This is a genomic window from Coriobacteriaceae bacterium (genome assembly GCA_025992855.1).
Lineage (GTDB): Bacteria > Actinomycetota > Coriobacteriia > Coriobacteriales > Coriobacteriaceae > Collinsella.
Genome location: DAJPGB010000001.1, coordinates 1,318,366 through 1,330,901 on the forward strand (window position 1 = coordinate 1,318,366; position 12,536 = coordinate 1,330,901).

Sequence of the window (12,536 nt, forward strand, 5' to 3'; positions counted from 1 at the left end):
TGTTACGATGCAGTCCAGGCGGGTGCCGGAATGGGACTTGGGCACGCGCGAACCTACTTGAAAGGCTACCTTATGGCTATCGAGAAGACCTTCATCATGATTAAGCCCGACGCGGTGCGCGATCGCAAGATCGGCGAGATCGTTGCTCGTATTGAGCGTAGCGGCCTTGTCATCGAGCGCATGGAGATGACCACGCTCGAGCGCGCTACCGTCGAGGAGCACTACGCCCATCTGGCCGACAAGCCCTTCTTTGGCGGTCTCTGCGACTTTATGACGAGCGGTCCGGTCGTCAAGATGGTCGTTTCCGGTCTCTCCGCTGTTTCCAAGATGCGCACCCTTATGGGCGCTACCAACCCGCTTGATGCTGCGCCCGGCACCATTCGCGGCGACTTCGCTGTCGATGTCAACGCCAACGTGATCCACGGCTCCGACTGCCTGGAGAACGCCGAGATCGAGATCAAGCGCTTCTTTGGCTAAACCAGCTTTGACTCCTTAAAGCTGTTAGCGTGTGGCTTGGGCGCCGCGGAATTCCAACCGCGGCGCCCTTTTATTCCGGTAGATTTTTGGTAAACGCATAGAAAACTACTAAAGAGCCCCCGTCCGGATGTTTCTTCCGGGCGGGGGCTGGCGCTAGCGTATGGCTTTGTAAGTCTTTAGGCCTCGTCGACGATCTTAAGGCCGCGCGTGTGGTCGATCTCGTTGAGGAGGTTAACGCGACGCTCGTGACGGCCGCCCTCAAACTCGGCGTCGAGCCACTCGTCGACGATCATCTTGGCGAGCTCGGAGCCAACGACGCGGGCGCCAAAGGCGAGCACGTTGGTGTTGTTGTGCATGCGCGAGAGCTTGGCGCTGAAGGGCTCGGAGCACACGACGGCGCGTACGCCCTCGACCTTGTTGGCAGCCAGGCTGATCCCGACGCCGGTGCCGCAGATCAGGATACCCAGGTCAACGTCGCCGTTGGCAACGGCCTTGCCCACTTTGTAACCGGCGATGGGGTAGTCGAAGCTCTCGGAGGTGTCGGTGCCAAAGTTCACGACCTCGCAGCCGCGCTCCTTCAGGTGCTCGGAAATGATGTTCTTGAGCTCGACGGCGGCGTGGTCGTTACCGATACCGATCTTCATGGATGGTTCCTCTCTGGTCTGTGCGGCGCAAATGCTAAAGGTGTTTACCGCGTTCGACTGCATGATAGCGCGACTTTTGCGTAAACGCTCGGGCGTTTTTTGGTCAAACGCTTTAGCAGGCAACAAGACTAGCTTTTCATGAATGAATGCCGTCAGATTGCGCTTGAACGCCGTCCGCCGGAACCGTGGTTGCGGTTTTTGATGCATTGTTATCAAATAAAGGAGCCAACTTTTTTGAGAGTCCAGCCCGTTATGCAAGCAGGAGATACCTATGCCTACCGATTCCATCCGTGATGCCGCGTTTTGCGATGTTTTGAACCGCGAGCTTGTCTGTGCACTCGGCTGCACCGAGCCCATTGCCGTTGCCTATGCAGCGGCGCTGGCGAGCCAGACGCTCGGTTGCGAACCCGATCATATGGATGTTGCCTGCTCGGGCAACATTATCAAGAACGTTAAGAGCGTGACCGTGCCCAACTCGGGCGGTATGCACGGTATTGAAGCCGCGGCCGTGCTGGGTGCCGTGGGCGGCGACGCTAAGAGCGCGCTCGAGGTGCTCGAGAGCGTTAACGATGAAGACCGCGCTCGCGTGGCCGAGCTCCTTGCCGACGCTGGCTACTGCGATGTGTCGCTTGTCGAGGGTGTGCCCAACCTCTACATCAAGGTGACTGCGACGGCCGGGGGCCATACCGCGGTCGTCGAGATTACCGATCACCACACTAATGTCACGTGCCATACACTCGATGGTATTCCGGTATGCGGCAAGTCGGCGGGGGAGTGCGCCGCCTGCGCCGAGCGCGTGGTGGCCGAGCGTGCGGCAGATAACGCCGATACGCCCATGTCCATTGATTCCATCATCGACTTTATCGAGGACGGTGACATTGAGGGCGCCCGCGCTGCCGTTGAGCGTCAGATTGAGCTGAATGGCGCAATCAGTGCCGAGGGCCTTGCGCACGCTTGGGGCGCCGAGGTGGGTCGTACGCTGCTGGGTGCTCGTGCCGATGACGTCGCCTGCCGTGCCCGTGCCCGTGCGGCCGCCGGGTCCGACGCCCGCATGAACGGTTGCGCGCTGCCGGTCGCCATTGTGTGCGGCTCGGGCAATCAAGGCATTACCTGCGCATTGCCCGTCATGGAGTATGCCGAGTACCTGCGTTGCGACCACGAGCGTCTGGTGCGCGCCGTGATGCTGTCCGATCTTATCGCCGTGCATATCAAGAGCTATATTGGTGCGCTTTCGGCGTTTTGCGGTGCTATTTGCGCCGCGTGCGGCGCCGGCGCTGCGATTACCTGGCTGTGCGGTGGCACGCGCGAGCAGATTGGCGCGACGGTCTCGAATACGCTCGGTAACGTGGGCGGCATCGTGTGCGACGGCGCCAAGGCGAGTTGTGCCGCCAAGATTTCGGCTGCCGTCGATGCGGCGATTCTGGGACATGACATGGCCATGCAGGGGCGTGGCTTCCGTGCCGGCGAGGGTTTGATCCAGGATACCGTCGAGCAGACGATTGCCAGCATGGGCTACGTGGGCCGTGTGGGTATGAAGGACACCGACGTCGAGATCCTCAACATCATGATCGGCAAAACCCAGGTTTGTTAGTTACGCGGTTTTACCAAACCGCGTAACCAGTCGACGCTGCAAACGCCCCTAAGCGGCAATCTGCCTTTCAATCGTCGGGCATGGCCAGAAGGCCTATGCCCTCCTCTTTCAAGGCACATTGCTCGCTTAGGGGCGTTTTCGCTGACTTATGCTCAACCTGTGGCGCTTTTTTTGGAGCGAGGGGTCCTACGACAGTTCGTCGGCTACTTGGTGCTCGTAGAAGGCCTCGATTACGGCGTTAAAGTCGCGGGCGAAGCCTTCCATGGTTCCGCGCCAGGTGACTCGGTTGGGCTTGCCCTGGCCTACATAGGCAGTCTGAATGCCGCAGGCGGGTTTAGGGAAGTCGCGTTTGGGATCGTTTCCCACCATAAGGACCTCGTGCGGTTCGAGCCCCATCACCTGAAGCTGCTCTAGATAGTAGGTGGCATCAGGCTTGCAGCGGGTGGCGTTTCCCATGTGCGTGACGAGCTCAAAGGGGGCGTCGGCCAGGTCGCCCCAACCCATGCGGCACTCGATGGCCCCCTGCGGAAAGCTGGGGTTGGTAAAGAGCGCGCAGCGCAGCCCTGCGTCCTGTACGGCCTGAAGCGCGGCGTGTGCGCCCGGCATGGCATGGGCGTTGATGAGTTCGTCATTCTTGTACGGAAGAACTTCGCGGTCGTAGTAGGTAAACGCCTCGTAGATTAGTGGGTCCGAGAGGCAAATGCCGCATCGGCGCTCGACCTCTTCTTGGTAAAACTCAAGATTGGTGCGATTGTCCGTGCTGCTGCGGCGATTGGCGTTGAGGTCGACCAGGATGGTGCCGAGGCGTGCCATCGTGCCACCGCGGCTGCGGCGCCCGATATCCGCGAGCATCGAAGAGACATCCTTAAAATAGCGAAGGATGAACGCGTTGAGGTTGATGCTAAGAAGCGTTTCGTCCATATCGAAAACGACTGCTTTGAGCACGCGGGCACCTTTCTCGAAAAATCGATCTAGAATCGTTGGCTCCGGATACTTTACCCCAAAGCCGAATGCCTGGCTGGTTATCGTCAAGTTGCGGAGACGTGTGTTCATAAGATTACGAAAAAGTCTCCACACGAGTAAAAAATCGCAGTTCACGCTTGAAATCGAACTCATTTCCCCGTAACCTATACGAACGTGATTGCATAAGCGTCACATTAGTATCTGTCGGCTCCCGAGTGTTCCTAAACGTTGTGTGCTTGTCGCACCCTTCTGTAGGTCCTAGCAATCGGGGCCCCGTAGTTCGAAAGGGGTCCACCTTTGAGTGAGATTCAGAACTCGTCCATTTTCTCTCTTGACGATGTCAACGAGGAGGAGATGAACAACCTCATCGACGGTACGATTACCGACTTTGATGAGGGCGATCTCGTTAACGGCACTGTCGTTAAGATCGAGCATGACGAGGTGCTCGTTGACATCGGATTCAAGTCCGAGGGCGTTATCCCGGTCCGCGAGCTGTCCATCCGCAAGGACGCTAACCCTGCAGACATCGTTGCACTCGGTGATCCCATCGAGGCTCTGGTTCTCCAGAAGGAGGACAAGGACGGTCGTCTGGTCCTGTCCAAGAAGCGTGCCGAGTACGAGCGTGCTTGGAACCGTATCGAGGAGAAGTTCAACTCCGGCGAGAACGTCGAGGGCGAGGTTATCGAGGTTGTCAAGGGCGGCCTGATCCTCGACATCGGCCTGCGTGGCTTCCTGCCCGCTTCCCTCGTCGACCTCCGTCGCGTCAAGGACCTCACCTCCTACATGGGCACCCGCATCGAGGCCCGCGTCATCGAGATGGACCGTAACCGCAACAACGTTGTCCTCTCCCGTCGCGTCGTGCTCGAGGAGTCCCGTAAGGCCGAGCGCTCCGAGATCCTGTCCAAGCTCAAGTCTGGCATGCGTCTCCAGGGCACCGTTTCCTCCATCGTCGACTTCGGCGCCTTCGTCGACCTCGGCGGTATCGACGGCCTCATCCACATCTCCGAGCTCTCCTGGAACCACGTCAACCATCCTTCCGAGGTTGTCAAGGTCGGCCAGGAGGTCGAGGTCGAGGTTCTCGACGTCGACCTCAACCGCGAGCGCATCTCCCTGGGTCTCAAGCAGACCACCGAGGATCCGTGGCGCGCACTGGTCAAGAAGTACCCCGTCGGCGCTATCGTCGAGGGCACTGTGACCAAGCTTGTCCCGTTCGGCGCTTTCGTCGACCTGGGCGAGGGCATCGAGGGCCTGGTGCACATCTCCGAGATGGCCAACAAGCACGTGGACCAGCCTTCTCAGGTCACCCACGTTGGCGACAAGGTTCAGGTCAAGGTCATGGAGATCGACCTCGACCGTCGTCGTATCTCCCTGTCCATGAAGTCTGCTGCTGAGACTCTGGGCGTCGAGATCGAGGTTACCCCGCTGCCTTCCGAGAAGAAGGACGAGGAGACCGACGCCGAGTAAATCGGTTTGACGATCACTTGTTTTAAGGGATCCGTCCGTAATGGACGGGTCCCTTTTTGCATTTGGCACCGAGATGCGCAATGCTGCCGGGCTGTCCACAGGCTATTGGATTGTCGGTGCATGAAAAAAGCCGACATCCCGCCTCGGGGAGGAGGCGGGAACACACCGAGTAGACGGAGGGGTGCGGAGCGCGGTCGCGTCTCGACTGACGACGTTGCCCATCGACAGGATCATTGTAACGCATGGCGGTTCTTGGTTTATCGTGTCGAGCGTTTGCGTTGTGCCATTGCCTGCGGTAACGGTGTGTTACACTCTTGCACTGCTGAGTGGGCCAGACGGTCGCGCGATGTGCTGCTTGCAGTACGCGTGAGGAAAGTCCGGGCTCCAGAGGGCGGGATGCCGGCTAACGGCCGGGCGGAGTGATCCGACGGAAAGCGCCGCAGAAAAGAAGACTCCCACCTGCGCCGCAAGGCGTAAAGGGAAAAGCTGAAACGGTGGTGTAAGAGACCACCAGCGTCGTGGCAACATGGCGGCTTGGCAAGCCCCATCCGGAGCAAGCGCGAATAGGAACGCTATGGGCCGGCCCGGTCCGCGTTCGGGTAGCGTGCGTGGAGCTGCACGGTAACGTGCAGACAAGATAAATGACCGTTCACGACAGAACCCGGCTTATAGGCCCACTCAGCACTTTGTTGACGCTGCGAACCCGCCAGCGCGGCAATCTGCCTTTCAAGCCTTCGGGCATGACCAAAAGGTCAATGCCCTCGGCTTTCAAGGCACCTTGCTCGCGCTGACGGGTTCTCGCCTTCGACGGCGTCAGCTGGCCGATTTGGCGCTCATTCGTCGGTCGCCGCCATAAGGCGTGCTCCCTCCTCTTTCGGGCCAAATCGACTCAGCTGACGCCGTCTCGCTGTTTTTGCCTGTTCATCGGCGTTTCCGTTCTATTTAGGCGGTCAACCGATGTGCCCTTTGCCGTATTATTGAGGCTGTTTGTTGCTTTGCTTGTTGTTGAGGGGCTTTGTTGGACAGCTATTTTACTCTGCAATCGAATATTGAGGCTTCGGGCGAGTTTGTGGACCGCAAGAGCCGGTTTATTGCCCAGCTGGTCCATATTGAGTCCGAGGATGAGGCGAATGCCTTTATCGAGATGGTTCGCAAGCGTCATTACGACGCTCGACACAATGTTCCCGCGTGGATTTTGGTCGATGGACGCGAACGCCAGAGCGATGACGGTGAGCCGAGCCGCACGAGCGGTATGCCGACGCTCGAGGTGCTGCGCGGCGCGGGGCTCAAAAATGTTTGCTGCGTGGTGACGCGCTATTTTGGTGGCACGCTGTTGGGGCCTGGTGGCTTGGTACGCGCCTATACCGCGGCGACGCAGGCGGCGGTGGCCGCGGCTCAGGAGGCCGGGCAGATCGTTGAGATGACGAGCGTCGTGCCGGTTGACGTGTATGTTGCCTATCCGCAGTACGAGCAGGTGCTTCGTTTGGCGCAGGATTCGGGTGCCAAGGTTTCGGATACCGATTACGCGGATGCCGTGACGATTCACTTGGTGTTCAAAGCGGGGGAGCAGGAGCCGTTTTGCGCTAAGATGCGCGAGCTTATGGCGGGGCGTGAGGAGATTGAGGTCGGAGCTCCCGAATTTGCCGAGTTCTAACGGCGACGGCCGGCGTGCTTTTGGATGGATTCCAAGCGCACCGGCCGTCGTTTTGCTGTTGCTGTCGATTACTCGGCGAGCTGCTTTAGCACATCACAGGCAATCTCGACGGCATCGTCGATGCAGCCGGGGCAGCTGCGGAGCGGACCCTTATCCGATCCGATGCCCTTGAGCGTGCCGCAGACGGTTGTCGTGTTCTTCTCGCCAAAACGCTTGGCGATTTCGCGCGACAGCTTGTAGGTCTTGCCCTTGGTCTTAGGGTTTTCCATGCCGTCGCTCATTACAAAGCCCATGATGGCCACGGCGCCCGAGATGGCGCCGCAGGTTTCGGTCATGCCGCCCATGCCGGCGCCAAAGCCCTCGGTGAGGGTAAAGGCGACCTGGGGGTCGAGCCCGACGGCGGGCGCGAGCGTGCAGGCGACGGCCTGGGCGCAGTTAAAGCCACGGGCGTGATATTCGGCAGCCTGAGCCTGACAGGCGGTGATGTCGAGCTGGGCCGTATCGATTTGCTTCATCGTTGTCTCCTTGGTCACGGTGTACCCGCCTATGGTACCCGTGACGGGGCATGTAATCATCGAGAGCTTCATGTATGCCTCGTTTTTATCTATCGAGCAAATGCCCAAGGCTTGAGATAAATACCCCTGATCAATTTGTCCCATAACCTACCTTGGGGATGGGTTGAGAGGGGTCCAGGGTAGCGGTATCGTGAACCGAATAAAACTAAAACCCAGGCAAGGGAGCTAGATATGAGCGAGCAGACCATCGGTACTACATGTGTTCAGGGCGGCTATCACCCTGGAGATGCCGAGCCGCGCCAGGTGCCCATCTACCAGTCCACCACGTGGAAGTACGACACGTCGGAGCATATGGGCAAGCTGTTTGACCTGGAGGAGTCGGGCTACTTCTACAGCCGCCTGCAGAACCCCACGTGCGATCTGGTTGCCGCCAAGATCTGCGAGATGGAGGGAGGCACCGCCGCGATGCTCACGAGCTCGGGCATGGCTGCGAATTTCCTCGCGATCTTTAACGTGGCCGGTGCCGGCGATCATGTGGTCGCAAGCTCTGCCATTTACGGCGGTACCTACAACCTGCTCGCCCACACCATGGGCCGCATGGGCGTGACCTGCACGTTCGTCGCCCCCGACTGCACCGATGAGGAGCTCGAGGCAGCCTTTGAGCCCAATACCAAGCTCGTCTTTGGCGAGACGATTGCCAACCCCGCCCTTGCCGTGCTCGATATTGAGCGCTTTGCCAAGGCCGCGCACGACCACGGCGTGCCGCTGATGGTCGACAACACCTTCCCGACGCCCGTGATGTGCCGTCCCTTTGAGTGGGGCGCCGACATCGTTACGCACTCCACCACCAAGTACATGGATGGACATGCGGCCTACCTGGGCGGCGTGATCGTTGACCACGGCCAGTTTGACTGGAGGGCCCATGCGGATAAGTTCCCGGGTCTCACCACGCCCGACGAGAGCTACCACGGCGTGACGTATGCCGAGAAGTTCGGTCGCGAGGGTGCCTTCATTACCAAGGCAACCGCTCAGCTCATGCGCGACCTCGGCCCCATGCAGAACCCTCAGGCGGCTTTCTTCCTGAACAGCTCGCTCGAGAGCCTGCATGTGCGCATGCCGCGTCATTGCGAGAACGGCCTGGCCGTTGCCAAGTTCCTGCAGAGCCATCCCAAGGTGCGCTTCGTGAGCTATCCGGGCCTGGAGGGCGACAAGTACTATGACCTGGCTCAGAAGTACATGCCCAACGGTACCTGCGGCGTCGTGAGCTTTGGCTTTAACGGTGGTCGTGCGGCGGCCGAGACCTTTATGAAGAGCCTTAAGCTCGCCCAGATCGCCACACACGTGGCCGACGCCCGCACTTGCTGCCTGCATCCTGCCAACGCCACGCATCGCCAGATGAACGATGAGGAGCTTATCGCCTGTGGCATCTCCGCCGACATGGTGCGCCTGTCGTGCGGCCTCGAGGACACGGCCGATCTGATTGCCGACCTTGAGCAGGCGCTCGAGCAGTGCTAGGCTAGCGTGCGTGCGAGGCGTGGGACGGCTTTTCGGCTGACGACGTCCTCATAGTTCCGATTCCGTAGGCGGGACCCCGATCGTGTCCGTTTGTAGGCGATTGGGGTCCCGTTTTTGCGTTGCACGATAGAAAGGATATACATGGAGAAAACTGCCGAGCAGCTGCGCCGCGAACACATTGCCCTGGAGGGCGACACCCACGGTAAGAATAAATGGGCGATTCTGTTCACCGTGCTCGTCATGACCTTTATGGCGTGTCTGGATGCGAGCATCGTGACGGTGGCGCTCCCAGTGATGCAAAAGGAGCTGGGGGTGGGTCTCGACCGCATTCAGCTCGTGAGCTCGGTGTATCTGCTCGCGACGTGCGTCGCCATGCTGCCGTTTGGCCGCTTGGGCGATGTGCGCGGCAAGGTCGGCGTGTTCCAGCTGGGCGTCATCGTCTTTTCGGTTGGTTCGCTGCTGTGCGGCCTTTCGGCTTCGCTCGAGGTGCTTATCTTGGCGCGTTTCGTGCAGGGCATTGGCTGTGCCGCCGCGATGGCCAACAATATGGGCATCATCACCGAGTCGTTTCCGGCGCGTGAGCGCGGCCGTGCCATGGGTATTCTGGCGACCTTTGTGGCTCTTGGCATGATGTGCGGCCCCGTGCTCGGCGGCGTGCTGGTGGCGAGCTTTCCCTGGGAGAGCATCTTCCTTATCAATCTGCCCATTGGCGTAATCTCGTTTATCGTGGGACTCTATACGCTGCCGCATGTGAAGCCGGAGGCTGGCGAACGCCCTATGCCGTTGACAGAGGCGGCGCGTCGCTGCTTTGCGAGCTCGGCTTTCACGATTAACCTGGCTTGCATGCTTATCGTGTTCGTGGGTATCGGTGCCTCCGAGTTTGTGCTGCCGTTCTACTTTCAGGATGCCCACGGCTTTAGCTCCGATATCTCCGGCCTGTTGTTTTTGGCGATGCCGGTCATGAATGCCTTTGTGGGCCCGCTTTCGGGCTCGGTGTCCGACCGTGTTGGTTGTGAAGCGCCCACGGCCGTTGGCCTGGGCGTGTACGTGTGCGGTCTCTTTGCGGTGAGCACGCTTGACGAGCACTCTTCCATCTTGATGATCGTGTGCTGCGTTGCGTTTATGTCGTGCGGCACGTCGATCTTCCAGAGTCCCAATAATTCGCTGTATATGGGTTCGGCTCCGCGTGAGGCGCTTGGCTTTGCGGGCAGCTTGAGCAGCTTGGCGCGCTATGCGGGCATAGCGCTGGGTATTACGGCGGCGTCGCGCATCCTGTATGGACAGACGAGCGCGGCGATGGGCAAGACGGTCACGAGCTATGTGGCGGGTCGTCCGGACGTGTTCCTCTTTGGCTTCCGTTTGGTATTCTACGTGCTGATGGCCGTTGCTACCGTGGGCTTTGCGCTCACATTGGTACGTTTGGTGAGGACGCGCGCCCGGCATTAGCGTGTTGGGAGGCTGTCTGCCACGAATCGGGCCTGTCTACTGGTCTTGCAGCTTTATGGTGCGATACGGCTTGTGGGGCGGTCGGGGGTCGGTCCGTGGTAGACTATCGAACAACGTTTATTAATCGCGCGGTATCGTTGCCGCGAGAAGGGGTTGCGCCATGCAGGAGCTTGAGGATCGTATTCGCCATGACGGCATCGTAAAGGCCGGTAACGTCCTTAAGGTTGATGCTTTCCTCAACCACCAGTGCGACGTTGAGCTGTTCGACCACATGGGCGCCGAATGGGCCCGTCTGTTCGAGGGCGTCGAGATCAACAAGATCCTGACGATCGAGGCTTCGGGCATTGGCATGGCTTGCATCGCGGCCCAGCATTTTGGCGGCGTGCCGGTTGTCTTTGCCAAGAAGGCGCAGTCCATCAACCTCGACGGCGAGCAGTATGCCACGACCATCTACTCCTTTACCAAGCAGAAGGAGTACCCGGTCATCGTTGGCAAGCGCTTCCTGTCCGAGGGCGACAAGGTCCTGATTATCGACGACTTTTTGGCCAACGGCTGCGCGCTCGAGGGTCTTATCAAGATCTGCGAGGCTGCGGGTGCCGAGGTATCCGGTATTGGCATTGCGGTGGAGAAGGGCTTCCAGGGCGGTGGCGATAAGCTCCGCGAGCGCGGCTTCCGCGTCGAGAGCCTGGCCCGTATCGCCGATATGGACTGCGAGACCGGCGAGATCACCTTCGCCTAAGTGCGCAACACAAGCGATTGGTATGCGATGTGACAAAGGGACTGTCCCTTTGTCACATTTTTTGTATGAGGGGAGGTGTTGATATGGATGAGAACAAGATGGGATGGCGTGAGTATGCGCACTATGCCGAGATGTCGGTCGAGGAGTTGGCACGCGATTGCGAGGTTCAGGTGTTTCGCGCGTCGGGTCCGGGCGGACAGGGCGTGAACACGACAGACTCTGCTGTGCGCATGAAGCATGGGCCCACGGGGATTACCGTGACGGCGCGCGAGAGCCGCAGCCAGTTCCAAAACCGCAGCAGCTGCCTGCGTAAGCTGCGCGCTGAGCTTGAGCGTCGCGGGCGTCCACCGCGCCGACGCGTAAAGACCAAGGTGCCTCAGCGCTCTCGCCAGCGCAGGCTCAATGATAAGCACTTTAACGCGATTAAAAAGGCCAACCGTCGCAAGCCGGGCGGGGAGGAATGATCTTCTCAATAAGTTGCGGTGAAATAGGGACTGTTTTGCGGCTTTATCTGCATAAACAGTCCCTATTTCACCGCAACTTAGGGATGGCTAGTGGGTGGGGTGCCAGACGTGGAGGGCGCCGGCGAGGATGTCGACCTCGATGCGCGAGGCGACAACGGGCTCGCCGTCGGCCTGGATGGGGTAGTCGGGCTCCTCAAAGGTAAGCTCGGCATGGCGACAGCGGCGCATGCGAACCGGTGGCAGCTTGGTATGGTGGCCATCTTTGGCCGAAAGGAACATGGGAAGCGCGACCGCGCGCGGAACGGGGCCGCAGGCGTAGCAGACGTCGAGTATGCCGTCACAGGGGTCGGCTTCGGGACAGATACGATAGCCCGAGCCATAGGTAGGACCCAGCTGAATCGCCATGACGATCGCCCTTACGCGCTCGGCGGGCGCGCCGTCAAAGCTGACTGTCATGGGGTAGTTGCGATAGCGTAGGCCAAACTGTTCTAGTCCCGAAAGAGTGTAGAGCGGCGCGCCGGTGAGACCCGTCTTTTTGCGCAGCTCGGTGGTGCCCAGGCCGATGGCGGCATCAATACCGACGGAGACCGTCTGGTCGTAATACTCGACGATTGCCTCGCCACTGCCGCTTGCGGGGTTCCATGAGCGAATCCGCCCGATGTCCTGACGCTGCAGCTCGCAGGTAAGCAGCGCACCAAAATCCTTGCCGTAGAAATCTTCGATGCCGAGCGTCTGGGCAAAATCGTTGCCGGAGCCCACGGGCAGGACGGCAAGAGCGGGGCGGGCGTCCGCCTTTTGCGTCATAAGCCCGTTGACGACTTCGTGGATCACGCCGTCGCCGCCGAGTGCGATAACAGTGCGATAGTCCGTTGCCTGGGCGGCAAGCTCCTTGGCGTGTCCCATGCGCTCGGTTAGCACCAAGTCAAACTGGGATGCGCGCGCGGTCATATCCAAAAAGCGCTGCAGGCGCTCGGCAACTTCGCGCGCCGCGCCCGACTGGGCGGCTGGGTTGGCGATGATGAGCGTGCGACCAAAATCAGTTGCGTGCATGGGGCGACTCCCGG

Annotated in this window: 12 protein-coding genes and 1 other RNA gene; 9 read left to right on the top strand and 4 right to left on the bottom strand. The window is 59.8% G+C overall.

Annotated features, from left to right (window positions below; translation table 11 throughout):
* Positions 1 to 72: 72 nt before the first annotated feature.
* The gene (gene ndk / locus OIL88_05535; GenBank protein ID HJI71830.1) at positions 73 to 477 is read left to right on the top strand and encodes a nucleoside-diphosphate kinase; all 405 of its coding nucleotides are present in this window, start codon (positions 73 to 75) and stop codon (positions 475 to 477) included.
* A 176-nt stretch (positions 478 to 653) separates the two neighbouring features.
* Here ndk and rpiB read toward each other — a convergent pair whose 3' ends face one another.
* Complete coding sequence (gene rpiB, locus OIL88_05540) at positions 654 to 1,121, bottom strand: ribose 5-phosphate isomerase B (GenBank protein ID HJI71831.1); 468 nt, start codon at positions 1,119 to 1,121, stop codon at positions 654 to 656.
* Between the two features lie 271 nt (positions 1,122 to 1,392).
* Between rpiB and OIL88_05545 the strand changes: the two genes are divergently transcribed.
* Positions 1,393 to 2,712: an L-serine ammonia-lyase, iron-sulfur-dependent, subunit alpha gene (locus tag OIL88_05545; protein ID HJI71832.1), complete on the top strand. Its 1,320-nt coding sequence runs from the start codon at positions 1,393 to 1,395 to the stop codon at positions 2,710 to 2,712.
* Positions 2,713 to 2,898: 186 nt separating this feature from the next.
* On the opposite strand, the gene OIL88_05550 is transcribed toward OIL88_05545, so the two are convergent.
* A complete protein-coding gene (locus OIL88_05550; GenBank protein ID HJI71833.1) occupies positions 2,899 to 3,657 on the bottom strand; it encodes an HAD family hydrolase in 759 nt (252 codons plus the stop codon).
* A gap of 315 nt (positions 3,658 to 3,972) precedes the next feature.
* On the opposite strand from OIL88_05550, the gene rpsA reads away from it, so the two are divergent.
* The 3 genes from rpsA to OIL88_05565 all read left to right on the top strand — a co-directional run bounded on the left by rpsA (position 3,973) and on the right by OIL88_05565 (position 6,793).
* The gene (gene rpsA / locus OIL88_05555; GenBank protein ID HJI71834.1) at positions 3,973 to 5,139 is read left to right on the top strand and encodes a 30S ribosomal protein S1; all 1,167 of its coding nucleotides are present in this window, start codon (positions 3,973 to 3,975) and stop codon (positions 5,137 to 5,139) included.
* A 323-nt stretch (positions 5,140 to 5,462) separates the two neighbouring features.
* An RNA gene (rnpB, locus tag OIL88_05560) (RNase P RNA component class A) lies at positions 5,463 to 5,824 on the top strand.
* Positions 5,825 to 6,154: 330 nt separating this feature from the next.
* Positions 6,155 to 6,793, top strand: a complete 639-nt coding sequence (locus OIL88_05565) for a YigZ family protein (protein ID HJI71835.1) — start codon at positions 6,155 to 6,157, stop codon at positions 6,791 to 6,793.
* 68 nt (positions 6,794 to 6,861) lie between these two features.
* Here OIL88_05565 and OIL88_05570 read toward each other — a convergent pair whose 3' ends face one another.
* On the bottom strand, positions 6,862 to 7,308 hold the full coding sequence (locus tag OIL88_05570; GenBank protein ID HJI71836.1) for a C-GCAxxG-C-C family protein: 447 nt from the start codon (positions 7,306 to 7,308) through the stop codon (positions 6,862 to 6,864).
* Positions 7,309 to 7,539: 231 nt separating this feature from the next.
* On the opposite strand from OIL88_05570, the gene OIL88_05575 reads away from it, so the two are divergent.
* The 4 genes from OIL88_05575 to OIL88_05590 all read left to right on the top strand — a co-directional run bounded on the left by OIL88_05575 (position 7,540) and on the right by OIL88_05590 (position 11,472).
* Positions 7,540 to 8,823 (top strand): O-acetylhomoserine aminocarboxypropyltransferase/cysteine synthase, encoded by a 1,284-nt coding sequence (locus tag OIL88_05575; protein HJI71837.1) that lies wholly within the window; start codon positions 7,540 to 7,542, stop codon positions 8,821 to 8,823.
* Between the two features lie 141 nt (positions 8,824 to 8,964).
* Positions 8,965 to 10,269, top strand: a complete 1,305-nt coding sequence (locus tag OIL88_05580) for an MFS transporter (protein ID HJI71838.1) — start codon at positions 8,965 to 8,967, stop codon at positions 10,267 to 10,269.
* Positions 10,270 to 10,429: 160 nt separating this feature from the next.
* Positions 10,430 to 11,008, top strand: coding sequence for a xanthine phosphoribosyltransferase (locus tag OIL88_05585; protein ID HJI71839.1), 579 nt, complete (start codon positions 10,430 to 10,432; stop codon positions 11,006 to 11,008).
* A gap of 98 nt (positions 11,009 to 11,106) precedes the next feature.
* The gene (locus OIL88_05590; GenBank protein ID HJI71840.1) at positions 11,107 to 11,472 is read left to right on the top strand and encodes a peptide chain release factor-like protein; all 366 of its coding nucleotides are present in this window, start codon (positions 11,107 to 11,109) and stop codon (positions 11,470 to 11,472) included.
* An 87-nt stretch (positions 11,473 to 11,559) separates the two neighbouring features.
* Here the strand turns inward: OIL88_05590 and OIL88_05595 are convergent, their stop codons facing one another.
* Positions 11,560 to 12,522: a diacylglycerol kinase family protein gene (locus OIL88_05595; protein ID HJI71841.1), complete on the bottom strand. Its 963-nt coding sequence runs from the start codon at positions 12,520 to 12,522 to the stop codon at positions 11,560 to 11,562.
* Positions 12,523 to 12,536: the final 14 nt, after the last annotated feature.